Raw genomic sequence first — 26,489 nt, 5'->3', positions numbered from 1 at the left:
TTCCCGCCTAGCCTTGCTGTTTTCGTTAAAAACACGAACCCCCCCTGCCGCTCTTGGCGCCGCACTACGCTTTGCCCCCTCCCTTTCGCGTAGCGAAGGGGAGGGCTGGGGAGGGGTTGGCTTTTGACTGGGTGGAGCCGAGCCAAGCGAGGCGGGGGGCATGGCGGGAAAAACCCAGCCCAGCCATGCGCGGCACTACCGCGTTGCCCCCTCCCTTTCGCGTAGCGAAGGGGAGGGCTGGGGAGGGGTGCTTTTTGCAGGAGGTTGAAGCAGCGGTTCGCGTCGTAACTGCAGCATGGCCGGGGACGCCTCTGCCGAGCATGGCTCGGCACTACACCGCGCAGCGAAGATGAAGACGCCTGGCTTTGCCGTTGCCGGCATGTCGATAAACCGCGGACATCCGCTACCTGTGCCGGTTCTGGCTGCAACATTCTTCTGCCGAAAACGACGCCCCGCTTAACATCCGGTTTGCGATGATCGGCCGCCAGCACCGTACCGGTGTTGCCCTATCTGGAAAGCCACCATGAACGCCTCCAGCGCCATCCGCCGCGACGTCGGCCCCATTGCCCTGATGCTTACCGGCTTGGGCTCGATCATCGGCTCCGGTTGGCTGTTTGGCGCATGGCGCGCGGCGGGCCTGGCCGGGCCGGGGGCGATCTGGGCCTGGGTGCTGGGCGCGGCCATCATCCTCACCATCGCCCTTACCTACGCCGAACTCGGCGCGATGTTCCCCGAATCCGGCGGCATGGTGCGTTACAGCCATTACTCGCACGGCTCACTGGTGGGTTTCATCGCTGCCTGGGCCAACTGGATCGCCATCGTCTCGGTGATCCCGGTGGAAGCCGAGGCCTCGGTGCAATACATGGCGTCGTGGCCGTGGCAATGGGCGCAGAACATGTATGTGCAGCAGCCCGGCGGCATGGGCGAGCTAAGTCATGCCGGTCTGCTCATCGCGGCGGTGCTGGTGGTCGTCTACTTCCTGATCAACTACTGGAGCGTGAAACTGTTCGCGCGCTCCAACAGCATCATCACTCTGTTCAAGTTGATCGTGCCAACGCTGACGGCTGTGGCGCTGATCGCCAGTGGCTTCCATACCGAGAATTTCTCGGTTGGCTTGAAAGGCGCAGGTACGCCGATACTGGATTTTTCGGCGATCCTTACCGCCATCGCAACCGCCGGCATCGTTTTCAGTTTCAACGGTTTCCAGAGCCCGGTGAATCTGGCGGGCGAGGCGCGTAATCCCGGCCGCAGCATTCCGTTCGCAGTGGTGGGCTCCATCCTGTTGGCAGCGGTGGTTTACGTGCTGCTGCAGGTGGCTTACATCGGCGCGGTGCCGACGCAGATGCTGGCCGAGCACGGTTGGCATGGCATCGATTTCCGTTCGCCCTTCGCGCAACTTGCCTTGATCGCCAACCTGCATTGGCTGGCGGTACTGCTGTACGTGGATGCTTTCGTCAGCCCCAGTGGTACCGGCATGACCTATACCGCCACTACCGCACGCATGATCTACGGCATGCAGCAGAACGGTACCGCGCCCAAGCTGTTGGGCAACATCCATCCACGCTGGGGCGTGCCGCGCCCGGCGATGTGGTTGAACCTGGCGGTGTCGTTCCTGTTCCTGTTCTTCTTCCGTGGCTGGGGCACGTTGGCGGCGGTGATTTCGGTAGCCACGGTGATCTCGTACATGACCGGGCCGATCAGCGTGATGTCGCTGCGGCGCACCGCGCCCAATCTGCATCGTCCGCTGCGGATCATTGCACTGCCGCTGTTGGCGGGCGTGGCTTTCGTGATGGCCACCGAACTGCTGTACTGGGCGCGCTGGCCGTTGACCGGCGAAATCATCCTGTTGATGGTGGTGGCCCTGCCGATCTACGTTTACTACCAGCGCAAGATCGGCTGGCATGATTTTTCCCGGCAGCTGAAAGGCGCGCTGTGGCTGATCTGCTATTTGCCATTACTGGCGCTGGTGTCGTGGGCGGGCAGTACCGCCTTCGGTGGCGCCGGCTACCTCAGCTACGGCTGGGATCTGCTGCTGGTAGCGGTGATCGGCGTGGTGTTCTACCTGTGGGGCGTGCATTCGGGCTGGCGCACGCCGTCGATGGATGTGGCCGAGCGCGAAGCGCAGGCGCATGGCTGATTGGCACTGATGGTGGTTGCGCGGTAGCGCTCAGGCAGATGCGGCGGTTCCGGTCCTGGCGTTGATCGTCGACAATATCGGTATCCTTTGCTGGAAGCGCTGATGTCCATCTACCTGACGCCGTTTGCACGTACCCGCTTGTTTCCGCGCACCCCTCGCGCCAATACCATCCAGGACTGCAGCGCCGAGGCGTTCGAGCAGCACTTGAACGCGCATGCCGCCGACAAGGTGCTCGATGGCTATGCGCCGTTCTGCAAACTGCATGTCTATCGGAACTGGACCAGCACCCGCTGCCTGACCGTGTCGATCACCGAGCAGAACCGCCATCTGCTGCGCTCCGGTTACGAGGCGCGCAGCCGCGAGGAGCTGCCGGTGCTGGTGCGCTGGTTCGAAGGCGTGGAGCCGGCCGTGGCCGACTATCTGGTCGTGATCCTCTACAGCCGCGAGCAGTTGCAGAAGGAAGGTTCGCCGATCGAGGCGGACTGGGGCGTGGTGGGTTGCCTTTACACCGCTACGGCCGAGGAAATCCCAATGGCGCCCATCACCATGATGCGCAATGCGCTGGGTGTGGAAGAGGGTGGCTCCGGCGTGCCGATTGACCGTGCGGCCTATGCGCGTGCGGTGGATTTCTGGGGTGCCAATGCAAACTGGCGCTGATTCGCTGCTGCGTACGTCCAGTCAGCCCGCGCGTCTATTCGGCTTGAGCCCTTGGCATCTTGCGCTGGCGCTGCTGGTGTTCGCGGTGGAGGTTTTCATCGCAACGCGCCTGCCACATGTGTCGTGGGTGCGTGCCTATCTGGGCGATGTACTGGTAGTGGTGCTGCTGTACGCAATGATCCGCAGCGTGCTGCGCATCAATGACTATCTGGTGCTGCTGGCGGTGTTCGTCTTCGCCTGTGGCATCGAGATGGCACAGTACTTCCATGTCGCCGAGCGCTTGGGTTATGTGCGTGGCGATGTGATGTATACGGTGATCGGCAATACGTTCTCGTGGGGCGACATTGTCTGCTATGCCGTGGGCTGCATCGCAACGGGTGTGATCGTGCTGCTATCGCGTGCCCTGTTTCGCATTCATCGTTGATGCGTAAGCGCATGACGCGTGTGTCTGCATTGCAGTCAACGCGTCTTTAACAAGCCTTAACGGCTGTTCGCGTAGAATGCGCCGGCTCAGCATCATTCAGCGATTACGCACAGGCAACCTGCCTGTTGATGCTTGGACAGCCGGCACTACGCCTTACCGGGATGATCCCGGTTTTTTCTGTCCCTGACCGTTCCCATGGCCTTGCCGTGGGGCATTCCTTCGTGCGCATTACGGCCTGCGCGAACTCATGCAAGCCATGGCCAAGCACGCAAACCACTCAGTAACGGGAGGACTGGCCCTGTCATGTCTACAGGTGAATCCACTATCCGCAATGAGCCGATGCAAATCGATGACATCACCGTCATCGATAAGGCAAAAGTAAAAAAAGCAGTCACTGCCGCCGCGTTGGGTAACGCGATGGAGTGGTTCGACTTCGGTGTGTACGGCTTTGTTGCCTATGCGCTGGGTAAAGTGTTTTTCCCCGATGCGTCGCCCAGTGTGCAGACCATTGCCGCGTTGGGTACGTTCTCGGTGCCGTTCCTGGTGCGTCCGTTGGGCGGCGTGTTTTTTGGGGTAATGGGGGACAAATTCGGCCGGCAGAAAGTGCTGTCGGCAACCATCATCCTGATGGCCATCAGTACCTTCTGCATCGGCTTGATTCCCTCCTATGAAAGCATCGGCATCCTTGCGCCGATCCTGCTGCTGCTGTGCAAGCTGGCGCAGGGCTTTTCGGTAGGCGGCGAGTACACCGGTGCTGCGGTCTTCGTTGCCGAGTTCTCGCCTGACCGGCGCCGCGGCTTCCTGAGCAGTTGGCTGGATTTCGGCTCCATCATCGGCTTCGTTTCTGGCGCCGGTGTGGTGGTGTTGTTGAGCAGCATCGTCGGTGAACAGCAGTTCCTGGAGTGGGGCTGGCGAGTTCCGTTCTTCCTTGCAGCGCCGTTGGGCCTGATTGGCCTGTACCTGCGTCATGCGGCGGAAGAAACACCGGCCTTCACCGAGCAGTTGGAGCGCATGGAGAAGGAGGATCAGGATGCCGTGGGCAGTGCACCGCGCATATCGTTCACCGAGATCGTCAGCAAGTACTGGCGTTCCCTGCTGGTCTGCGTGGGAATCGTGCTGGTCACCAACGTCACCTACTACATGTTGCTGACGTATATGCCCACCTATCTGTCGCACAACCTGCACTACTCGGAAGACCACGGTGTGCTGATCATCATCGTGGTGATGGTGGGCATGTTGTTCGTGCAGCCCTTCGTCGGCATGGCCAGTGACCGCATTGGCCGGCGGCCGTTCATTGCGGCTGGCAGCCTGGGCTTGTTGGTCGCCGCGATCCCTGCCTTCCATCTGATTACCAGCGGCAACACCGGCTGGATCTTCGTTGGCTTGTTGCTGTTGGCAGTGCTGCTGAACTGCCTGATCGGCGTGATGGCTTCAACGTTGCCGGCAATGTTCCCGACGCGCGTGCGTTACAGCGCGCTGGCCAGTGCGTTCAATATCTCGGTGATCGTTGCCGGTGTAACCCCGACGCTTGCCGCATGGCTGGTGGAAACCACCGGTGACCTGATGATGCCGGCGTACTACCTGATGGTGGTGGCAGTGATTGGTTTGATAACCGCTTACTTCATGCATGAGACGGCCAACAAGCCGATGCGCGGTGATACGCCCAATGCGGGCAGCCGTAGCGAAGCGCGCGAGCTGCTGCAGGAGCAGTATGACCATATCGAAGCCAGCGTTGATGGGCTGGATGTGGAGATCAACGACATGCAGGACAAGCTCGCCAACCTTGAGCGACGCAAGCAGGCCTTGATCGACCGGCATCCCGACCTGGTCTGATCAACTCCCTCCCTTGCACCAAATGTGCAGGGGAGGGCTTTTGACCGTGTAGAGCCGAGCCAGGCTCGGCTGAAGCCTTACCGGGAAACCCCCTGCCGAGCAGGGCGCGCCACTACCGCTTCGCCCCCTCCCTTTCGCGCAGCGAACGGGAGGGTTGGGGAGGGGTTGGCTTTTGACTGTGTAGAGCCGAGCCATGCTCGGCTAGGGCTCTACCAGGAAAGCCTCTGCCGAGCATGGCTCGGCACTATCGCTTCGTTCCTTCCTTTCCGCGTAGAAAAGGGGAGAGCGCCTTCGCAAAAAACTCAACGCCCGCGCATTCACGCTGATCAGAAATACAGATCAAATATTGCAGCGGAAGCGCAACGCATTGAGCTGCGGGAAGCGCGCGATGATGGCGATGGCTTCCTTCCAGTGGCTTTCAAACGCATCCTCTTCCACCGGCAGAAACACCGGTGCGACATCATTGAAGCGGAACTCAATTCCGCGGTCCGGTAATCGTTGGCGGCTTATCGCCGTCGGCGTGCGGCCATTGCGAAGATGCCAGACAAGTTCTTCAATCACGGTATTCCAGGCATCCACTTCAAGATCATCAATCCACTGCATGTGGCGGTCCTTGGCTCGGTGGTAGTGCAGGGCAACGCGGGTGGATGAAGTGCTGGGTACGGCTGAATCCAGATAATGACCAACCGATCATCGCTCAATTGCGCTGGCGCTGCGCGATCTGCGCAGATGGGCTGTCCAATGCATCTGATGCTGTCCGGAGCATACGCATGTTCGGACATTCGAGACGAATCTTGATTTTGAACGGATTAATGACGGAAACAACACGTCAGCGAGTGTTTTCGCGGCTTTCGAGTTGATCGGTAACCGTTGAAATCAAACGCATTGCCCCTGTGCGGTGGCAGCCGCCGCTATGGATGGGCCGGGATGCAGGGCGGAGACTGTAATGCCGGCGCCGTGAAAACCTGCGCCGCCGACTTCTGGTAAATTCCGCGAAAGGAATCCGATTTGTGTCTGCAGATTGCAGACAGTCATCACATCTGGAATAGGCATGGATAAGCTGAATAACCTGATGGCGCAGGTCGCTGTGCTGGGTAATGCACAACGGCAGTACCAATTGCAGTGCGACGACTTTGGCAGCAACGTGGTCGAACGTTGGCGGGGGCGCGATGCCTTGTCCGCACATGCCATCACTGAAGTGGACGTACTTGCCACCGACCAGGGCATCGATCTGCAGGCGCTGATCGCCAAACCGGCGGTTTTGCTGATGCGTACCGCGCAAGGCGATGAGCAACGCCGCAGCGGTTTGATTGCGTCGGCGTGCCGCATTGGCAGCGATGGCGGCTTGGTGCGCTACCGTTTGTCATTGCAGTCCTGGACCTGGTGGCTGCAGCACGCGCGGCATAGCCGCGTATTCCAGGACAGGACTGTTCGACAGATTGTGGACAGTGTCCTCGAGGACTATCCGGATCTGGCGAACTGGCGCTGGGCCGAGGGCTGCGATGACTTCATTGCCTCGCGTGTGCGCAGCTACTGCGTGCAATACCGTGAGAGCGACCTCGACTTCCTGCAACGGCTGCTGGCAGAGGAAGGGCTGGGGTGGCGTCTGTACCCGGAAGAGCAGGCCCCGTGCGGCAACGGCATGGAGATTTTCGCCGACAGCTTGACGCTGCCGCAGGATGCGGCCAGCGCCAGCGTCGGCGTGCGATTCCATCGCAGTGATGCCACCGAGTCCAGCGACAGCATTCAGACGCTGGGACGGCAGCGTGCGCTGGGCAGTACCCGCATCAGCCTGCTCAGTGACGATTACCGGTCCGTGCGCGGCGTCAGCGCGCAGCTGCCGCTGGAGGGCGGCGGCGAGCAATCGCAGCGTGAGAGTTACGACGCGGTCGGTGCCTATGCTTTCAACAGCGCTGCAACAGCAGCGTGGTATGCCAAGCTGCAGGCGCAGGCGCATGAAGTGCACAGCCGCCCCTGGTTGGGGCAGGGCACGGTACGCGGCTTCCAATCCGGCACCTGGTTGCAGGTACAGCAGGCGCCGTTTTCGGAAGCGCCGGAGCTGCTGTTGACCGAGGTGGATCACGCCGGTATCAACAACCTGCCCACCGATGTCCGGCAGTCGATGGACGCTGCGCTGGGCACGGCGCCCATAGCCGATGCGGATACAGCGCTATGGCAGCAGGCCGAAAAAGTGGGCTACGCCAATCGATTCAAGGCCACCGAGCGCGCGATGCCGTGGCGGCCAGAGCTGGTGGACGGCACCGGCCAGCGGCTTAACCCCCGGCCCACTGCGCCCGGCTACCAGACCGCACGGGTGGTGGCATCGCACGGCGGCAAGGGCCAGGACGTGCACGCGGACAGCATGGGCCGTATCCGCGTCTGCTTCCATTTCCAGAATGGCGAAGCCGATACCACTTGGTTGCGCGTTGCGCAGCGTTACGCCGGCCCGGGTGTCGGCGCGCAGTTCCTGCCGCGCATCGGCCAGGAAGTGCTAGTGGGGTTTCTGGACGGCGACATCGACCGGCCCATCGTGCTGGGCGCGCTCTATAACGGACGCGGCGAAGCTGGCATCGCCCCGACGCCGGCGGGTGCCAGCGCCAGTGACGATCGCAGCGCCTACGGGCAGGCACGCGATGGCGCTACCAGTGCCCAAGGCAACCTGAGCGGTGGCCACGCCCCGGCATGGCATGCAGTTGGCGCAGGCGACGAGGCGCATCGCAATGCCGGTGCTGTCTGGGGTATCCGCTCGCGCGAATGGGAAGGCGGCCAAGGCAGCAATCACCTGCTGTTCGACGACAGTGACCAACAACTGCGCGTGCAGCTGGCCAGCAGCCAGCAGACCTCGCAGCTGAGCCTTGGCCATCTGCGCCACCAGGCCGACAATTTCCTCGGTAGCCTGCGCGGCACCGGCTTTGAACTGCGCAGCGACGCCTGGGGCGCGGTACGTGCCAGCTCCGGCGCATGGTTCAGCGCCTACGCGCACCGCAGCGACACCCCGGCTGGCGAAGCCGTGCAGCCGGCGGCCCTGCTCAACCAACTGCAAAGCCTGAGCACCCGTTTCAGCCAAGCCGCACGCACCCACCTGACCAGCACGCTGGTGATGAAGGAGGGCGCGCGTGGCAAGGAGCGCTCAAGCATCGTGCCGGATCAGGCACCACTGGCCGCAATGCTGGCCAGCGCCAGGACCACGGTAGCCGGCACGGCATTCGACGCCGCCAGCGGCGAGGCCGCGCAGCGCCAGGCCACAGCAGGCAGCGGCCGCGTCCCCCACAGCGGCGATCCGCTGCTGGGCTTTGCCGCACCCGCAGGCATCGTCCACGTCGCAGGGCAGGCCCTGCACTGGTCGGTAGGCGAAGGCCTGCTGCTGGCCAGCGGTGGCGACAGCGACACCGCAGTGATGGGCAACGCCCGCCTGCACGCCGGGCAGGCCATCGGTATGTTGGCCTGCGCGGTAGAGGGCAGCGCTGAAGGCGGAAATGCATTGAGCGTGGTGGCCGGCACCGGCGAATTGAACGTGCAGGCCCAACACGACGAAGTGCGCCTGCAATCGCGGCAGGCGCTACGCGCAGCCAGCGCGCAGGGCGTGGTGGAGCTTGCTGCAGGCAAGACGATCCACATCGCCACTTCGGGCGGCGCCAGCATAACCATCGAGGGCGGGAACATCACGTTCAACTGCCCGGGCACGATTACGGTGCATGCGGGTAAGAAGTCGTTTGTTGGGCCGGTACAGAAGGCCTATCCATTGCCAAATTTCCCGCAGAGCATCTGTGTGGAATGCCTGTTGATGGCTGCCAAGTCGGGCAGTGCATTGGCAAAGAAGACGGCATAGGTAGATGCATATGTACTGGTATGACAAGCCAACAGAGACCGCCATTGGTCAGATGGCAGAGCATATTGAAAAGTTGCGAGGCAACTGTCCCTACATCTATGCATTGATGGACCCATCCATGGAAATGGAGCTTGTGGGTGCGTTGGCAGGCAAGCTCTCTAGTCCTCCGATGCGTCTCTACGAGGGGCTCTACGATGGCGAGGGGATGGAACGCGTAGATCCGTATCTAGTAGGAATACAGGGCAAAGATGAAGCGATCGTGCTGTCTGAGGCTCTCGCCGGTGTGCCTGCTCTGAGCTTCATAGGGGCAGTTCTTGATCCCGAATCCATGAGGGCCCATTTGCGTGCTCATCTTGAGGCGCGATCTGCCGACGGCCAAATCTTTCTGCTGCGTTGGGCAGACACTCGAGCGCTGCGTGCGTTGCGCGATGTGCTTGACGAGGTGCAGTGGGCGAAGGTCATGACGGGGTTATCTGCATGGTGGAGCTTCGATAGAAAAGGGGAGCCCGTGTGTTTCTCCAGCGACGACAATCCGAGTGGTGCCATCGGCGCTCCGACAAAGCTACGGCTGAATCCAGGCCAGATGACGCGATTCGAGGTTGTCATGACTGCGGATCTGATGCTTGGCTTCATTCATGATCATGCGCACGTATATGGCGAGTTCACGCAGAGGATCTCGTATGCGCAATGTCATGCGATTGCAGATGAGCTTGTTGGTATTGGCTCTTTGGAGCGCTCGTCCGGGGATGATCATGATTCAAGCGGATTGGAGAAGATCTACGACGCCCTGCATTCCCGAGGATGGTTGCTATGAATATTCTCGCCGCTACTGACGCGCTTTCCAGTTCTTCGGAGCCGAATCTCCATGGAACATCGCGTGGATCTGTTGATGAATTTCCAACAGTCGATGAAGGGTGTGCTACTAACGATGGCCATAAGTATCAACAGGAAGGAAACATGCACTGCCTTTTAGGTCTCTCTGTCGTCAGTACTTTGGGTGATTTGTCATGAGTCGATACTTGGGCCTGCTGAAAATAGCCAGTTTCCGTAATGTCTGGTGGTTTGGTTTTCTGCTCGCTGTATTTTCGATCGGGCCAACAGGGTGTGAGAGTCGCGAGTCGAGGGCAAAGGCGCTCGAGAGGGAAAGACTGATCGCCATAGGTCAATGGCCTCCCAATCACAAGCCGGGTGATCTGGTGCCAATGGGAATCGGTCTCCTGAACTACACAGATGAGGAAATAGACGAGGTCTATGTTGGGAGCTCTTGGGCAGCAAATGTTCCAAAGCACAGTTCCTCCACAGGGGCTGGCTCAGCAGATACGCCGGCGTTTTACGATCCGAACTACAAAATAAACGTGCGCTGGCGGAATGAGTCGCTATTCAAGAGTGATGAGAAAGCGTTGTTCAATAGAGATATGGTGCCAGAGGTGCCCCAGAAAGATAGGCTTGGCCGCATGACTTGGCTGTGGATTGCGTTCTTTCCCGATGGGTCTGTCAAGTTGTTTCCGACCTTTGCGAGTCCGGGGGATCCCGATTTTCCTGATGGCCTCATTGATCCTACTAAAACGTGCATAAGGGAGCGTCCCGATAATAGGGAATCCTGCTACTAATTATTTCTAAAGTATTGTTCGAACTTTAGGAAGCTTTTGGAACAGAGATAAGTTCATCAGTTAATCCGGTAACGGCAAGGAACGCTGTAATGACTCAGAGTGTAATTACTTCATTTAGTCCGGAGGATCCGCTTCAGTTAAGTGCTGCCGAGCGATCTTTGGCTGCTCGCATGGCGGTACCCTCTGCGGCAGTGCTAGGCTGTTGCCGGCCTTTGGAGATGGGCTTTTTTTTTGACGGTACGCGCAATAACTTGAAGTACGATGAGGTGCTTGAGACACATAGTAACGTCGCAAGGCTCTATCAGGCGTTTGATGCCCGGCCGGATAATGACGGGAGTAACTTCTATCGATATCGTACTTATGTGCCCGGTGTCGGAACTGAATTTAGGCAGGAAGTTGGTGATGCCGGTATTGGAATGCATGCAGTAGCTGGTGCAGCCGCAGGATGGGGGGGCGAAGCCCGCATTAATTGGGCACTGCTTCAGTTGCAGAATAATTTGCATCGGCATTGGTTTAGAGATTCGCTTTCCGTGCGAGAGGAAGATCTATTGGCTGTTCGACGTATGAGCACAGACATGTCATTGCCTAGCATGCAGCTCCATCTTGGTGGCAAGGTTATTCAACCAAAAGGGGCCGAGGATGTGCGTGCGCGAGGAGCTGTTAGCGCGAAGCAGTCTTTTCAGTCCATATTTAGTACGCATTGGCGTGCAACAAATACGGACGGTCGGCGACGTAAGCTTGCAGAGCGGCGCAATATTCTCCACAAGAAGCTGCTACCATTGATTCCTGCAAGGCTGCCGAAGATTGATGGCATCCGGCTCTACGTTTACGGTTTTTCCCGTGGCGCTGCTGCAGCGCGTACGTTCGTACATTGGTTGCGTGATCTATGCGATGAGCCAACGGGTCCAATGACAGTCTGCGGCCTGCCGATGAAGGTTGAGTTTCTGGGACTGTTCGATACCGTGGCGTCCGTGGGAGCCGCACAAGGTGTACTGGATGATCTGGCAACCGGGCACGGTGGCTGGGCGCAACGAAGGGATATGCGCATTCCGGACGCAACGATAGTCACGCGATGCCTGCATTTGGTGGCCGCTCACGAAGTGCGAGGTTCGTTTCCATTGGAGTTAGCCAGTGGCCCCAACGTCACCGAGGAAGTCTTTCCAGGTGTGCATTCGGATCTGGGCGGAGGCTACGCCCCCAATGAGCAGGCTAGAGGTGAAGGTGATGCCCAGAAGCTGTCGCAGTTGCCTTTAGCGCGTATGTATCGCGCGTCCTTGGCAGCCGGCGTGCCTTTGCGAGATATAAACTCACTTCCTGATACGGTAAAGAAATCTTTCCGGATCTCCCCTGTGCTGGTAAGGCGATTCAATGCGTATATCGCGCAGTGTCAGAGCGGAGCCAAAAACACTCGCGAGCTGATGAAGGATCAGTATCGGCTCTACTTGAGATGGCGTAAGTTGCGGCTTGGAAAACATGGAGAAATCAATCTGGGCTCGGCACAGGATCGCGTCGATATTCTTGGTGCAGATCGAGAATTGAAGCAAGAAGCTGAGTTGCTGGAGAAGATTGATGGAGTGCAGCGCGTTCGAGGAAGTGCCTGGCTGAGTGGTGGCTACCTGGGCATGCTCGATGATGCCGGCATTCTGGTTGCTCGTGGAGGGGCGTACTCGTTGATCGGCTTGCTGGGAGGATATCTCCATCCAGCTTGGGCCACCTTCGATGACGTTCCAGGCGGGACGATCGCGAGCATCAGTCCATATTATTCGGGCATGGCTACGGTGGAGCTCGCATACGCACAGGAGCTGGCTGCACGCAAGAAGTACGAGATGTGGCGCGAGATCAAGAATGCCTGGCAGAGCAATGCTGCACTTCATGCCGACATTGTTTCCTTGTTTGACCTGCATGTGCACGATTCGCGAGCTTGGTTCAAGCCACTGGGACAAGATGATGATGTTTGGGAGCAACAGAATAAGGCAGAGATAGAAAGGCTATTGAAGAAGGAGAAAGCGTGGAATGAATCCAATCAAGGGTTGAACTCCGTCGCGAACGCAGTGCGAGGCGTAAGCCTTCCTTTGTTAGTGTTGCCCAGAGTTGGGCCAGCTCCCCTCAGTGACGAGGAGAAGGCTACATTGGCGAGCTATCGAGCGCGACTGAAACTATCCGGAAAAATTGAAGGAGATGTTTCAAAGGACTCGCTTCCACTTCAGGAGTCCGGTCGCGAGATCTATGCGTTGTGGGGATATCTTCGCTGGCGAGGGATGTTCGAAGATAATTTCGCTGAGTTCAGGGCGGACTATCCAAGACTCGCGTCCGCTTCCAGACAACAGTTGATAGAACGGCAGAAGCATCTGGAAAGGCAGTTGCGCGTACTTCGTGAGAGAGAGGCAAGCCTTAGGAAGCGAGCATCCGATTCCGCGCCTTCGATCACGTTAGGCGGTGGAGGTGGAGGGGGTGCCATGATGGGATATATGGCAGATGCGCAAGCACTTTTTGCCGAAATTCAGCCAGCAGAGCGAGAGTTGAAGGCTGTGAATGTATTCATTGACGAGATTGGTCCACTGTCGTGGTGGGAATCCCTATGAGTACTTTTGGTGGATAGAAAATGAGGGTTCTATTTTTATCGATGCTGCTTTTGGTCAACGTGCTCACAGGTTGTCAGAAGCAACCAGAGAAGCCCGCGCAACAACCAGCAAGCTTAGAGCAATCGTCGGCTCCAATATATGCAGTGTCCAAATACGGGTTCAGGTCACCAAAGGTCGGCCGGATTCCGGTATTTTTTCAGATCGAAGAAGAACGCGAGAGGGGTAATATCCCCGCCAATTAGCCTGCGCGAGGTGGAATGGCGCTGGATGCGAGCTTGTTGATACAGAAAAGGATGTCGAAGAATGCAGCTGCGAAGGGTCTTGTTATTTGTCGGCTGGGCTTCTCTTGCATTGGCTTGCGGGCGAAGTGCAGGGGCTGTTCCGGTTGCGACTGACGTTGCAACGCCGGTGGCGGAAGTTTGCGCCGGAAGTGGCTGTGCTGAGCCCAGATTGGATAGCGATATCGGGTTTGCATTGTGCCCGGACGGGGCGCTTTCCGTGGCAAGAGATGCCGCGTCGTCCAGTACTCTGGTTATATGTGACTGCCGTTGCACGTCGCATGACAATACAGGCTGGGTCGTACTCAAGGATGGTTCGGCCGGTGTGCGGTCAGTAGTGTCGATATTTCCGGGCATGATGGCCTCGCCTGAAATGTTCTCAGTAAGTACGTCGCCGATAATCAGGGATCTGGTTGTTGGTGTGCCGATGTGCATGCCAGTAGACCGAGCTCAGCTGGAAAAGAGTACTTTCATTACACTGAGCAAGCGGCCAAGTGAGTCAACAGAGTTTCCGTACTGCTTTGATCCGCTCTATATCTTGGCTGAGGGAAGTACGGTGAAGCTGAAGCTTGGAAGTCGTTGGATCGATCCTAATGATGCTGAGTTCTTTGGTCGGCGAGTTCTTGAGGAAGATCTAAATCGTTTGTACTGCTTGCTTGGTGACGATGAGGTCGCCCAGTGCTGATCTATGCATCACTTCGAACTTCGGCGTTATTGGTTGTGTGCGTGGTTCTGGCAAGCTGGTTCGGGCGCAGTAGAGACACGGAGAGAGGTTCTGTGTTCGCGCGGTCGGCAACATTAGATGGGTGATAGTAACCAAAATTGGAGCGGCTGCATTATTTGTGATGGGCAGAATGTGGCCATGCTTGGAGTTCCGCTGGATTTCTCAGTTTTAGTGTGTGGTCTTCTGTAGCGTTTATTTCATGGTGCGTCGCTCTTAAGTCACTATTGCTTCGAAAATTGGAAATGCGGATGCAATTTGGAGGTTGTATGTTTTCGATTTTTCCGCGTTTATTTGGTTGTCTGCTGAGTTTTGTTTCTAAAAATGGGTCGCGCTTATTTGTAATTTTGGTTTTATGTGGAGGTGTCGCTTCTTGTCGAGAGCAGGGCGCCGGTTCGCAAGAACTTCCTCCTGATGAGATTGGGCTTGGTCTGTCCGGTTTGAACTATACAGATATGCCAATTGGATCAATCTATGTAAATGGATCTTGGGGTGGGGCGGTTCAGTCGTACAATAATGGCAATGGTTCTGCGGGAAGCGTTGCGTTGCCCTATCCTTGGAAGCCAGGGACGAAGGTGACAGTAAAGTGGAGTGATGACGCACTGTATGTGCGCGATAAAAATGCTCTGCATACAGAAGAAGTTGAAGTTCCCCCGTATCCGTTAATCCACTCTGGTTATTTGTGGGTGGCGTTCTTTCCAGGTCGGAAAATTAAGGTTTATGCATCGGGTTATTACCCTGGCCATTTGAATTTCCCCGACGGATTGCTGACCCCCGCGGAAACATGCAAGCGTGATCCAGAGTGCATGGATTGGTATCGAAGCAAGGCGCCGCCGAGGGTGGGTCATTACTAGTTGAGGTACAAATTTTTGCTCGCCAGCTGGAAACTGGCTAGTCGCTGCTCGAGCGTGACCAGCAGAATGCGAGCAGTTTTTGATATCAAATGCTCATGAGGTGATTGGGGCCATGGACGTCAACGACAGATGTCCGGCGTAGCCAATGCTGAAACTGGCTGCTTCGGTTCTGCTAGCGGCATGGGGCATCCCTAGTCGAGGTGGCCAGACACAACTGTAGCTATCTGACGGATTGTTGGTGGGCGGTACAACGCACCCGCTGACCTTGCACCAGCTTGGGTCGGTGGTACGACGTGACTTAATGGTTGTCTTAGTCGTCGCGAAAACGTGATGTTGGTCGCTCAAATCGCCGGCGATTCGCTGGCAACACAATTGTGAACAGGCTAAATGCCCTGCTGTTTGCGTACAGCAAATCCCAATGATTCCGGCAGATTTCCCGCTGTTCCCCCCAATCCAGCCCCTCCAACCCGTAACGCAGGCTATAGGAAAGTTCTGATAGATTCGGACTGGGGGATCTGATTGCGTCTGCTGAATGGCGGGCGGGAATGGCATTGGGTTGGCATGGATAAGCTGAATAGCCTGATGGCGCAGGTGGCTGCGCCGAGTGATTCACAACGTCAGTATCAATGGCGATGCTCTGGGTTTGATGGGGGCATGGTCGAACGCTGGTGGGGCCGCGATGGCCTGTCTGCGCATGCGCAGACGGATGTGGATGTGTTGTCCACAGATCAGAGTGTCGCGCTGGACGCGCTGCTGGGTACGCAGGCGACGCTGCTGATGCGCATGGCCGATGGTGGCGAGCAGCAACGTAGCGGCTTGATCGCGCAGGCGCAGCGGATGGGCAGCGATGGTGGGCTGGTTCGCTATCGGCTATCGCTGCGCTCGTGGACCTGGTGGCTGCAGCATGCACGTCACAGCCGTGTGTTCCAGGACAAGAGCGTGCGCGAGATCGTCGACGCGGTGCTCGCCGACTATCCGGACCTGGCCAACTGGCGCTGGGCCGAGGGCTGTGACGAATTCATCGGGACGCGTGTGCGCAGCTACTGCGTGCAGTATCGCGAGAGTGACCTGGACTTCCTGCAGCGGCTATTGGCCGAGGAAGGGCTGGGGTGGCACTTGTACTCTGAGGAACAGGCACCGTGTGGCAACGGCATGGAAATCTTTGCCGACAGCCTGGGCTTGCCGCAGGACGTCAGCAGCGCCGCGGCCGGTGTGCGCTTTCATCGCAGTGATGCAACCGAATCCACAGACAGCATCCAAACGCTGGGCCGGCGCCGCACCTTGGGCAGCACTGGGCTGAGCCTGCTTAGTGACGACTACCGGCAGGTGCGCAACATCAGCGCGCAGCTGCCTTTGGATGGTGGTGGCAACACCTCCCAGCGTGAAAGCTATGACGCGGTAGGCCCGTATGCGTTCAACAACGCCAGCGCGGCGGATTGGTATGCGCGCCTGCAGGCGCAGGCGCATGAAGTGCATGCCCGCAGCTGGCAAGGTCAAGGCACGGTACGGGGTTTCCTTTCCGGGACATGGCTTGAAGTGCAGCAGGCGCCGTTTGAGATCGCGCCCGAGTTGCTGCTGGTTGAGGTGGAACATGCCGGCATCAACAACCTGCCGACGGATGCACGTCAGGCGATGGATGAAGCACTTGGCGCTGCGCTGATGGCGGGCGGCAATGCCGGGCTTTGGCAACAGGCGGAAAGAACCGGCTACGCCAACCGATTCAAGGCGACCGAACGGTCTTTGCCATGGCGGCCGGCCTTGCAGGATGGCAGCGGCCATCGCTTGAATCCACGGCCCACCGTGCCGGGTTACCAGACGGCGGTGGTTGTCGCCGGTCAGGGCGGCAACAGCCAGGATGTGCATGCAGACAGCCTGGGCCGGGTGCGGGTGCGTTTCCATTTCCAGGACGAGCAGGGCGACACCACGTGGTTGCGGGTGGCTCAGCGCTATGCCGGCCCGGGTGTCGGTGCGCAGTTCCTGCCGCGCATCGGACAGGAAGTGCTGGTCGGTTTTCTTGATGGCGATATCGACAGGCCCATCGTGTTGGGCGCGCTCTACAACGGCCGTGGCGAAGCGGGCGTTGCGCCCACGCCTGCCGGTGCCAGCGCCGATGCCGATAACAGCGCGTATGCACAGGCGCGCGATGGCACGCCCAGCGCGCAAGCCAATTTGAGCGGTGGCCACGCGCCGGCATGGCATGCGGCGGGCGCAGGTGATGATGCGCATCGCAACGCGGGCGCGGTGTGGGGCATCCGCTCGCGCGAATGGGAAGGCGGCGAGGGCAGCAATCATCTGTTGTTCGATGACAGTGACCAACAACTGCGCGTGCAGTTGGCCAGCAGCCAGCAGACCTCGCAGTTGAGCCTTGGCCATCTGCGCCATCAAGCGGACAACTTCCTCGGCAGCCTGCGCGGTACCGGTTTTGAATTGCGTAGTGATGCCTGGGGCGCAGTGCGCGCAACTGCAGGCGGTTGGTTCAGTGCCTACGCGCATCGCAGCACCAGCCCGGCCGGTGAAGCGGTGCAACCGGCGGCCTTGCTCAATCAGCTGCAGGGCCTGAGCACGCGCTTCAATCAAGCGGCGCGCACGCATCTGACCAGTGCTTTGGCGATGAAGGAAGGCGCGCGCGGCAAGGACCGCTCGGCCATCATCGGCGATCAGGCACCGTTGGCGGCGATGCTGGCCAGTGCCAAGACCACGGTGCCGGGCGCGGAATACCAAGCTGCAAGCGGCGAGGCCGGGCAACGGCAAGCCTCGGCTGGCGACGGCCGGGTGCCGCATAGCGGTGATCCCTTGCTGGGATTCGCCGCGCCTGCGGGCATCGCGCAGGTGGCAGGGCAGGCCCTGCATTGGTCGGTCGGCGAAGGCCTGCTGCTGGCCAGCGGCGGCGACAGCGATACCGTTGTGATGGGCGATGCGCGCCTGCACTCGGGCCAGGCCATCGGCATGTTGGCCACGGCGGTGGAAGGTGGCGCTGACGCTGGCAATGCCTTGAGCGTGGTAGCCGGCACCGATGAATTGAACATGCAGGCGCAACACGACGAAGTGCGCCTGCAATCGCGGCAGGCGCTGCGCGCAGCAAGTGCGCAGGGCGTGGTGGAGTTGACGGCGGGCAAGACCGTGCATATCGCCACCACCGGTGGCGCCAGTGTCACCATCGAAGGCGGCAACATCAGCTTCAACTGCCCCGGCAAGATCACCGTGCATGCGGGCAAGAAGAGCTTCCTCGGTGCCACCCACTTGTCCACTGAGATGAACAGTTGGCCGGAGGCGCAGTTCGATGATGTGTACGTGGTGTGGCACCGGGCCACGGGCGAGCCCATGCCCAACACGCGGGTGCAGATCACCCGCGGCGATGGCGGGCGCAGCGAAGTTGTTACCGATGCGCATGGGCGCCTGCCACGGCAGCGCGGGCAGGGCATCGATGAGGTGCTCATCAAGATTCTGGGGAAGGTCTGACGCATGGAAGAGAAACAGGACGTTGTGCTGCCCAGCGGAGACTGGGACGAGGATGGGCGGCCGGTTGCGCGAGCGCGGCTCACCCAGGTCAAGGACAAGCGCGACAAGGTGGTCGAGGCCGATACCGATGCGGTGATTCCGGTCATCTTCCTGCCCGGCATCATGGGCACCAACCTGAAGTCGAAGATCACCGGCGATCCGGTATGGCGGCCGCCCAATACCGATGGCGTGGGTGCGGTGCTCGGCGCGATCGGGCAGATGTTCGTGTTCCTGTTCCGTGGTGCCGCAACGCGGCAGCGGTTGTTGAACCCGTTGACCTCGGAGGTTGACGATGGCGGCCCGCTGGATGCGGAAGATGTGATTCCCGAGGCGCTGGCGCGCGAGCGCGGCTGGGGCCAGTTGATGCGCTCGGCCTACAACCCGGTCATGGCCGAGATGCACCGCAAGCTCAATGATCTGATGTCGGCTGGCAAGCTGCAGCCGTGGTGGGCCGAAGAGGGTGCGCGCGCGCCGGCCGAGTATGGCGAGATGGTTGGCGGCAACGCTGCACTCACGCTGGAGCAGGCCAAACATGCGGCGCACTACCGTTTCGAGGTGTGGTCTGGCGGCTACAACTGGCTGCAGAGCAATCGCCTCTCGGCGCAGGATATTGTCGCGCGCATCGACAGTGTGATCCTGCCGTACTACGCCACGCGGGGTATCAACGCGCAGAAGGTGTTGCTGGTTACCCATTCAATGGGCGGCCTGGTAGCGCGCGCGGTATCGCAGCTGTCGAACTACGGCAAGTTGCTCGGCGTCTCCCATGGCGTGATGCCGGCGACAGGCGCAGCGGCGACGTACCACCATTGTCGTGCTGGCTATACCGGTGCATCCAGCATCATTCTGGGCCGCGATGCCGGTGAAGTGGTGGCGATCCTGGCCCGCTCACCCGGCGGTCTGGAGCTGCTGCCCGCTGCGGATTACAACGAAGGCAAGGCGTGGCTGGAGCTTGGTGACAAGGGGGCGCGTCTGCCGGTTGGCGCAGATCCGTACAACGAGATTTACCTCAACACCAAATGGTATGGCTTGGTTCCCGAGGGCAATACCGGCCTGCTCGATCCGAGCGCACCGGCACCGGCGGCCGCATCGGCACGCGAAGAGGAAGATGGCCCCGCGCTTACGCCGCGCACCAGTTTCCAGATCAACATCGAAGGCGTGCGGGATTTTCATAAGGACATTGAGCGCAAATACCACAAGCCGACCTTCGCGCATTACGGTGATGACGCCAAACAGCTTGCCTGGGGTGATCTGGCCTGGAGCGGCGGCAGCATGACCGGCGCGGATTCGGTGACGCCGGTGTCGGATAACCACAACGGCAAGATCAAACTGCAGGACGCGGTGGGTGTGATCAAGCTGGAAATCGCCGATCCCACCAATCCAGGCGATGGCACAGTACCGGCGTGTTCAGGTGCCGCCCCCAAAGCTGAGGTCACAGGATGTTTCCGCCAAGGCAGTTTCGGCACCGGGCAGTACGCGCTGAAAGGAAAAAAGGGCTATGACCATCAAGGAAGCTACAACGACGAGCGCACCCGCTGGGCAACCCTCTATGCCGCCGTGCGGTTTGCGCAGAGCGCGGACTGGGCATGAGGTGTTGCACGCGATGATGCGCCGGCCGCTGCTGTGCAGCCTGCTGGTTGCCACACTACTGACCTTTGCCTCGGGCGGCGTTGCCGGCGCGGCACCGATACAACGGGGAAGCGAAATGAAGACTTTGTGTGTTGGGCGATTCCTGCTGGATGTGCCCGCCGCTACTGCGGTCCAACCCGGTTATGTGTATGCACGCAAGAAGGTGGAGACGACTACCGGCGTATCGGCAGAAGCCTTCCGCCAGCGCGTTGCTGCGCGGATTGCGGCGCTGAAGGCTGCACGTCATCGCAGTGGCGAGTCCATGTCGGTGAGTGAGACCCGCTTTGACGACGATGCGGTATTGGTTACTTCATGGGTCAGCGACAGCAGCCGCGCCGGTCATCGCCAGGAACTGTACGTGCTGGACCCTGCGCATAGCGTGCAGTATTTGGTCAGTGGCGAAACCGAGGCTGCGAAACTGCCCGCCGCCATCGAGAATTACCGCGCATTGCGGCCGAGGATCAGTTACCGCGATCCCAACACCATTCCCACCGCTGCGGGTTTCTGCATTGATTCGGGTTTCATTGCCGGCAACCGCATCAACAGTGAGGAAATGACCATCGGCCTGCGCCCGCGCGCCTATCCGGGCGCGCGCATGACGCTGATGTCCTATGTCACTGGCAAGCCGGATCAATCGCTATTGCAGCGCGCCTCCGATCTGCCGCCGGAGTACGCGGCCGCCGCAGCGCGAATGCGCAATCTGCGCCGTGGCGAGCGCGATATCGGGCCTATCCAGGGGCAGGAAATACTGGCCGGTGCCGAAGAGGGCGGGCGCAGGATGTATGCCTTCCTGTGGGAATCACAGGGGCGCGCGGAATCCCTGCAGTTCCCGTTCCTGTCGCTGCAGTTGCTGACCGACGACAAGGCGCAGGCGCCAGCATTCCGCGACGACGCACAGGCGCTTGGGTTGTGGGACCAGGTGCTGGGCAGCCTGCGTCTGCGCCCGGGCGCGATCTGAGTGCCTCGTGTTGTGGGAGCGGTGTAAACCGCGAAGCTGGTGTTGCTGGAATTCCAGAATTCTTTGCGATCTGATGGGGTATCAGCTTCGCGGCTGATGCCGCTCCCACAAAAGAAGAAAATTTCGCGGTGCCGCCGCAATGCCGCTTCTGTAGGAGCGGCGTAAGCCGCGAAGCTGGTGTTGCTGAAATTCCAGAATTCTGTGCGATCTGACGGGCCATCTGCTTCGCGGCTGATGCCGCTCCTACAAAAGAAGCAAACGTCGCGGTACGTCGCAATGCCGCTTCTGTGGGAGCGGCGTCAGCCGCGAAGCCGGTGTTGCTGGAATTCCAGAATTCTGTGCGATCTGATGGATTATCTGCTTCGCGGCTGACGCCGCTCCTACAAAAGACGCAAATGTCGCGGTACGCCGCAATGCCGCTTCTGTGGGAGCGGCGTAAGCCGCGAAGCCGGTGTTGCCAAAGGCTCGCGCATTTTGCAGGCACTCATCGCTGCGAGGTTGCGCGTTCCTGCAATACCCAATGCGTGGCTTGTCAGGCCCCGCTCTGCGCCCGTTGGTAAGCGACCAATGCATTGGCATGACCGTGGCCGATGCTGTGTTGCTCCTTGAGAAAGGCGACCTGTTCCATGTGCTTCTTTTCCTTGACCGTGTCCAGCAACTGCAGCCAATGCTTCACCGGCTTGCCGTAGGTCTTTTCGATGGACGGAAAGTACGATGCAGGGCCTTGGACTTTCTCGCTGGTGCTCATGGGCGTTTCCTGAAAGGGAGGATGCCGGGCAATGATGCGTCAAGCGCGGGGTGTTGGCGATTCAGGTGCGTCTGAAGGGCGGCGATGCGGCGTTTGGTGACGGCAATGGAGACACCCAAAAGCAGAACGGGCGCCTTGCGGCACCCGTTCTTTGAAGCTTTGAAGCTTGCCCTCACCCCAACCCCTCTCCCGTGAACGGGAGAAGGGCTCAAGAACCCGTTCGCGAGAGGGGCTCCATCTGTAGTGCCGAGCCATGCTCGGCAGGGGCCTTACACGCCAAAAGCTGCCCTCACCCCAACCCCTCTCCCGTGAACGGGAGAGGGGCTCAAGCAAAGGCTTTACCGATCAGTAGCGGTAATGGTCCGGCTTGAACGGGCCGTCGACCGGCACGCCGATGTAGTCGGCCTGTTCCTGGCTGAGGGTGGTCAGCTTGACGCCGATCTTTTCCAGGTGCAGGCGGGCAACTTCTTCGTCCAGCTTCTTCGGCAGCAGGTACACCTTGTTCTCGTAGCTGTCCTTGTTCGCCCACAGGTCGATCTGTGCGAGCGTCTGGTTGGCGAACGAGTTGGACATCACGAAGCTCGGGTGGCCGGTGGCGCAGCCCAGGTTGACCAGGCGGCCTTCGGCCAGCAGGAAGATCGCGTTGCCGTTCGGGAAGATGTACTTGTCCACCTGCGGCTTGATGTTGACGTGCTGCACGCCCTTGTAGCCCACCAGCGCATCGACCTGGATCTCATTGTCGAAGTGGCCGATGTTGCAGACGATGGCCTGGTCCTTCATCGCGCTCAGGTGCTCGATGCGGATGATGTCCTTGTTGCCGGTGGTGGTGACGTACAGGTCAGCACGGCCCAGGGTGGATTCGATGGTGTTGACCTCGAAGCCTTCCATCGCCGCCTGCAGGGCGCAGATCGGGTCGATTTCGGTGACCACCACGCGCGCGCCGTAGGCACGCAGCGAAGCAGCGCAGCCCTTGCCCACGTCGCCGTAGCCGCAGACCACGGCAACCTTGCCGGCCAGCATCACGTCCATCGCGCGCTTCAGGCCATCGGCCAGCGACTCGCGGCAGCCGTACAGGTTGTCGAACTTGCTCTTGGTGACCGAGTCGTTGACGTTGATCGCCGGGATCAGCAGGGTGCCGGCCTGGGCCAGCTGGTACAGGCGGTGCACGCCGGTGGTGGTCTCTTCGGAGACGCCCTTCCAATCCTTGACCACGCGCGCCCAGTAACCCGGGCGCTCGACGGCAACGCGCTTGAGCAGGTTCTTGATGACCTGTTCTTCGTGCGAGGCAGCAGCTTCGTTGACCCAGTTGCTGCCGTTCTCGAGCTCATAGCCCTTGTGGATCAGCAGGGTGACGTCGCCGCCGTCATCGACCACCAGCTCCGGACCGGTCAGGGTGCCGTCGGCCAGGGTGAAGGTCAGCGCGTCCAGGGTGCAGTCCCAATATTCTTCCAGCGACTCGCCCTTCCATGCGAACACCGGCGTGCCGGTGGCGGCAATCGCGGCGGCAGCGTGGTCCTGGGTCGAGAAGATGTTGCACGAAGCCCAACGCACTTCGGCGCCGATGTCCTTCAGCGTTTCGATCAGCACGGCGGTCTGGATGGTCATGTGCAGCGAACCGGTCACGCGCACGCCCTTCAGCGGCAGCGTAGCGGCGTGCTTGCGGCGGATCGACATCAGGCCCGGCATTTCGTGCTCGGCGATGTCCAGTTCCTTGCGGCCCCAATCGGACAGCGAGATATCGCGGATCTTGTAATCACCTTCCTGCGAGAAGGTAGTGGCAACAGCGTTCATTTATAGCTCCGGTGTGGTGCGAGCAAGCTCGCGTTCGCCGGGCGCCGTTGTTGCGTGAAAGCCGTCCGAGCCTGGCCGTTTGGGAAGTCCGTGCAAGAACACGGGCTGTAGTGGACGGGTCCACCCAACGGTCGCAGCGCCCCTCGGAACGGGCCGGCCATTATATCGCGCCAAGGCGCCCGCGCCGCTGGCCCAACCAACGGCAGGGGCCAGCGGCGATGGGGATTGTTAAGTTGGGGGATTGTTTCCGTCCAATAGGAATGCGCCATGAATCTGACTTCCCGCCGCCGTCGCCGTACTTCTGCGGTTCTGGTGCTGTGCGCCGGCCTGTTGTTGGCGGTTCCGCCGGTCATGGCGCTGGCCCCGCCGGTGCAGAAGGGGGCGCAGCAGGGTGAGGGCTACCGCCTGCCGTCAGCGGCGCTGCAGGCGGTGGTTGACGCCCCGCGCGCGCCCAGCCTGTACCTGTCGCCCAAGCGTGACCTGACCGCGCTGCTGCAGACCCCGGCGCTGCCGTCCATCGCCCAGGTGGCGGCCCCGGAGCTGAAGCTGGCCGGGCTGCGCATCAACCCCAAGACCGTGTCCGACAGCCGCTTCTCGTTCGGCAGCAAGCTTTGGCTGGCGTCCACCAGCGACGGCAAGGAACGGCAGATCACCGGCTTGCCGCAGCCCTTGTCGGTGGCCTCGCTGGCGTGGTCGCCGGACCAGAAATACCTGGCCTTCAACCAGTTGGATCCGGCTACGGGCAGCAACGAGTTGTGGCTGGTGGATGTGCAGACCGGCAATGCACGGCGCATCGCCGAGCGGCTGAACAGCATCGTCGGCAACGGCTACAGCTGGCTGCCGGGCAGCGACGCGTTGCTGGTGCTGCAGCGTCCGGCAGGGCAGGGCGCCCCGCCGCAGGGCGACGGCGTCCCCACCGGGCCGGCGGTGCAGCAGACCGAAGCCGGGCAGGGCGTGCGTTCGGTACGTACCTATCAGGATCTGCTGAAGAACGAAGACGACGCGCGGTTGTTCGCGTATTACATGCAGGCGCAGCCGGTACGGGTGTCGATCAGCGGTGACAGCAAGCCGGTGGGCGCTGTGGGTATCTACCTTGGCCTGTCGGCCTCGCCGGATGGCAGCTACCTGTTGAGCCAGCGCGTGCAGCGGCCGTTCTCCTATGCGGTGCCGGTCAGCCGCTTCCCGCGCCATATCGAGGTGCTGGATGCGCAGGGCAAGCTGGTGAATACGGTGGCGCGTCTGCCGCTGGTGGATGGCCTGCCGACCGGCAACGATGCCGTGCCCACCGGCGTGCGTTCGATCAGCTGGCGCGCCGATGCCCCGGCAACCCTGGTATGGGCCGAAGCGCAGGATGGCGGCGATCCCTCACGCGAGGCCAAGGTGCGCGATGCGGTACTGATGCAGACCGCGCCCTTCGAAAAGCCGCCGGTGACGTTGGCGCAGCTGGGCTCGCGCTATGCCGGTGCTACCTGGGCCAACGGCGAGTTGGCGCTGCTGGATGAGTACTGGTGGAAGAACCGCCAGATGAAGCAATGGAAGATAGCGCCGGATCATCTCGACCAGGCTGCGACACTGCTGGTGCAGCGTTCGGAAGATGACCGCTACAGCGACCCGGGCGAGCCGCTGATGCAGATGGACAGCGCCGGGCGTTCGCGCCTGCAGCTCACCGCTGATGGCAACGGTTTCTACCGTGTTGGTGAAGGTGCATCGGCCGAAGGCGATCGCCCATTTCTGGATCGCGTTGATCTGGCCGGCGGCAAGAGCGAGCGTCTGTTCCAGTCGCAGGCACCGTATTACGAAATGCCGTTGAGCATCATTGAAGGCGAGGATGGCCGCATCCTCACCTACCGTGAGTCCAACGACGTGCCGGCCAATCTGTACGCGCGTGGTCTGGCGGCCGATGCCAAGCCGATCGAACTCACCCATTTCGCGCACCCGCTGCCAGCCCTGCGTGGAGTGAAGAAGGAGCAGATCCGCTACAAGCGCAACGATGGTGTCGAGCTCACTGCCGATCTGTTGCTGCCGCCCGGTTACGACCCCAAGAAGGATGGCCCGCGCCCGCTGCTGATGTGGGCCTACCCGGCCGAGTTCAAATCCGCCGCCGATGCCAGCCAGGTCAGCGGCTCGCAGTACCGCTTCAACGCCATCAGCTACTGGGGGCCGCAGGCTTTCCTGGCCAAGGGTTATGTGGTGCTGAACAACCCGACCATGCCGATCATCGGTGAGGGCGATACCGAGCCGAACGATACCTATGTGCAGCAGCTGGTCGCCAGTGCGCAGGCAGCGGTGGACGAAGTGGTGAAGCGCGGTGTCGGCGACCGCGAGCGCATTGCCGTGGGTGGCCATTCCTACGGTGCTTTCATGACCGCCAACCTGCTGGCGCATACGCGTCTGTTCAAGGCCGGTATCGCGCGTTCGGGTGCCTACAATCGCACGCTGACGCCGTTCGGCTTCCAGGCCGAGGAGCGCAACTACTGGCAGGCACAGGACGTGTACCAGAAGATGTCGCCGTTCAACTACGCCGACAAGATCAAGGACCCGATCCTGTTCATCCATGGCGTTGAGGACAACAACTCCGGCACTTTCCCGATCCAGAGCGAGCGCATGTTCGCGGCGGTGAAGGGCTTGGGCGGCACCTCGCGGCTGGTGATGCTGCCGAACGAATCGCATGGTTACCGTGCACGCGAATCGATCATGACCATGCTGGCCGAAAGTGAAGACTGGCTCGACCGTTGGTTGGGTGCCGAAGCCGGCAAGAAGCGCTGACGTGTTGCCCGCCCTTGCGCCTTCGGCGCAAGGGCGGGAATGTAGTGCCGAGCCATGCTCGGCATTTCGTCTCACCTGTAGTGCCGAGCCATGCTCGGCAGAGGCGTTACCAGCAAACCCAATGTAGTGCCGAGCCATGCTCGGCAGAGGCGTTACCGGTAATGCCCCATGCCGAGC

18 protein-coding genes and 1 riboswitch are annotated in these 26,489 nt (G+C 60.4%); of the genes, 14 read left to right on the top strand and 4 right to left on the bottom strand.

The genetic code is table 11. The features are described from left to right. The first annotated feature begins 523 nt into the window (after nt 1-523). The 4 genes from ABE493_RS17380 to proP all read left to right on the top strand — a co-directional run bounded on the left by ABE493_RS17380 (nt 524) and on the right by proP (nt 5,051). Nucleotides 524-2,137: an APC family permease gene (locus ABE493_RS17380; protein ID WP_346500281.1), complete on the top strand. Its 1,614-nt coding sequence runs from the start codon at nt 524-526 to the stop codon at nt 2,135-2,137. A gap of 102 nt (nt 2,138-2,239) precedes the next feature. Then, nucleotides 2,240-2,794, top strand: a complete 555-nt coding sequence (locus tag ABE493_RS17375; RefSeq protein ID WP_346500279.1) for a DUF3228 family protein — start codon at nt 2,240-2,242, stop codon at nt 2,792-2,794. After that, nucleotides 2,778-3,218, top strand: a complete 441-nt coding sequence (locus ABE493_RS17370; RefSeq protein WP_346500277.1) for a DUF2809 domain-containing protein — start codon at nt 2,778-2,780, stop codon at nt 3,216-3,218. Before ABE493_RS17375 ends, ABE493_RS17370 begins: the two co-directional genes overlap by 17 nt. A 339-nt stretch (nt 3,219-3,557) precedes the next feature. Further along, the gene (proP, locus tag ABE493_RS17365; RefSeq protein ID WP_346500275.1) at nt 3,558-5,051 is read left to right on the top strand and encodes a glycine betaine/L-proline transporter ProP; all 1,494 of its coding nucleotides are present in this window, start codon (nt 3,558-3,560) and stop codon (nt 5,049-5,051) included. A 339-nt stretch (nt 5,052-5,390) separates the two neighbouring features. Here the strand turns inward: proP and ABE493_RS17360 are convergent, their stop codons facing one another. Beyond that, entirely contained in the window at nt 5,391-5,654 is a 264-nt protein-coding gene (locus tag ABE493_RS17360) for a hypothetical protein (protein WP_346500273.1), read from the bottom strand. A gap of 448 nt (nt 5,655-6,102) precedes the next feature. Here ABE493_RS17360 and ABE493_RS17355 point away from each other — a divergent pair, with 448 nt between their 5' ends. The 5 genes from ABE493_RS17355 to ABE493_RS17335 all read left to right on the top strand — a co-directional run bounded on the left by ABE493_RS17355 (nt 6,103) and on the right by ABE493_RS17335 (nt 13,072). Further along, nucleotides 6,103-8,880, top strand: a complete 2,778-nt coding sequence (locus ABE493_RS17355; RefSeq protein WP_346500271.1) for a type VI secretion system Vgr family protein — start codon at nt 6,103-6,105, stop codon at nt 8,878-8,880. A gap of 10 nt (nt 8,881-8,890) precedes the next feature. Beyond that, the gene (locus tag ABE493_RS17350) at nt 8,891-9,694 is read left to right on the top strand and encodes a DUF4123 domain-containing protein (RefSeq protein WP_346500269.1); all 804 of its coding nucleotides are present in this window, start codon (nt 8,891-8,893) and stop codon (nt 9,692-9,694) included. Then, the gene (locus ABE493_RS17345; protein ID WP_346500267.1) at nt 9,691-9,891 is read left to right on the top strand and encodes a hypothetical protein; all 201 of its coding nucleotides are present in this window, start codon (nt 9,691-9,693) and stop codon (nt 9,889-9,891) included. The genes ABE493_RS17350 and ABE493_RS17345 overlap by 4 nt, the downstream gene beginning before the upstream one ends. After that, on the top strand, nt 9,888-10,490 hold the full coding sequence (locus ABE493_RS17340; protein ID WP_346500265.1) for a DUF3304 domain-containing protein: 603 nt from the start codon (nt 9,888-9,890) through the stop codon (nt 10,488-10,490). Before ABE493_RS17345 ends, ABE493_RS17340 begins: the two co-directional genes overlap by 4 nt. An 89-nt stretch (nt 10,491-10,579) precedes the next feature. Beyond that, nucleotides 10,580-13,072, top strand: coding sequence for a T6SS phospholipase effector Tle1-like catalytic domain-containing protein (locus tag ABE493_RS17335; RefSeq protein WP_346500263.1), 2,493 nt, complete (start codon nt 10,580-10,582; stop codon nt 13,070-13,072). Nucleotides 13,073-13,236: 164 nt separating this feature from the next. Here ABE493_RS17335 and ABE493_RS17330 read toward each other — a convergent pair whose 3' ends face one another. Continuing rightward, nucleotides 13,237-13,785 carry a hypothetical protein gene (locus ABE493_RS17330; protein ID WP_346500261.1) on the bottom strand — a complete coding sequence of 183 codons (549 nt, stop codon included), beginning with the start codon at nt 13,783-13,785 and terminating at the stop codon, nt 13,237-13,239. Between the two features lie 555 nt (nt 13,786-14,340). Here ABE493_RS17330 and ABE493_RS17325 point away from each other — a divergent pair. The 4 genes from ABE493_RS17325 to ABE493_RS17310 all read left to right on the top strand — a co-directional run bounded on the left by ABE493_RS17325 (nt 14,341) and on the right by ABE493_RS17310 (nt 21,007). Beyond that, nucleotides 14,341-14,925, top strand: a complete 585-nt coding sequence (locus ABE493_RS17325) for a DUF3304 domain-containing protein (RefSeq protein ID WP_346500259.1) — start codon at nt 14,341-14,343, stop codon at nt 14,923-14,925. 561 nt (nt 14,926-15,486) lie between these two features. Beyond that, the gene (locus ABE493_RS17320) at nt 15,487-18,384 is read left to right on the top strand and encodes a type VI secretion system Vgr family protein (protein ID WP_346500257.1); all 2,898 of its coding nucleotides are present in this window, start codon (nt 15,487-15,489) and stop codon (nt 18,382-18,384) included. A 3-nt stretch (nt 18,385-18,387) separates the two neighbouring features. Continuing rightward, on the top strand, nt 18,388-20,010 hold the full coding sequence (locus ABE493_RS17315) for an esterase/lipase family protein (RefSeq protein ID WP_346500255.1): 1,623 nt from the start codon (nt 18,388-18,390) through the stop codon (nt 20,008-20,010). A 115-nt stretch (nt 20,011-20,125) separates the two neighbouring features. Next, nucleotides 20,126-21,007 (top strand): T6SS immunity protein Tli4 family protein, encoded by an 882-nt coding sequence (locus ABE493_RS17310; protein WP_346500253.1) that lies wholly within the window; start codon nt 20,126-20,128, stop codon nt 21,005-21,007. Nucleotides 21,008-21,539: 532 nt separating this feature from the next. Here the strand turns inward: ABE493_RS17310 and ABE493_RS17305 are convergent. Together ABE493_RS17305 and ahcY are read right to left on the bottom strand one after the other, a co-directional pair. Further along, nucleotides 21,540-21,755, bottom strand: a complete 216-nt coding sequence (locus ABE493_RS17305; protein WP_346500251.1) for a DUF4287 domain-containing protein — start codon at nt 21,753-21,755, stop codon at nt 21,540-21,542. Nucleotides 21,756-22,100: 345 nt separating this feature from the next. Next, nucleotides 22,101-23,546, bottom strand: a complete 1,446-nt coding sequence (ahcY, locus tag ABE493_RS17300; RefSeq protein ID WP_346500249.1) for an adenosylhomocysteinase — start codon at nt 23,544-23,546, stop codon at nt 22,101-22,103. Between the two features lie 32 nt (nt 23,547-23,578). Then, nucleotides 23,579-23,697, bottom strand: a riboswitch (S-adenosyl-L-homocysteine riboswitch). 116 nt (nt 23,698-23,813) lie between these two features. Between ahcY and ABE493_RS17295 the strand changes: the two genes are divergently transcribed. Further along, a complete protein-coding gene (locus ABE493_RS17295; protein WP_346500247.1) occupies nt 23,814-26,312 on the top strand; it encodes an alpha/beta hydrolase family protein in 2,499 nt (832 codons plus the stop codon). Nucleotides 26,313-26,489 lie beyond the last annotated feature (177 nt).

Source organism: Stenotrophomonas terrae (assembly GCF_039674165.1).
Classification (GTDB): Bacteria; Pseudomonadota; Gammaproteobacteria; order Xanthomonadales; family Xanthomonadaceae; genus Stenotrophomonas; species Stenotrophomonas terrae_A.
Note: the sequence above shows the minus strand (reverse complement) of the source record. Positions and strands in the feature narration are given on the sequence as shown.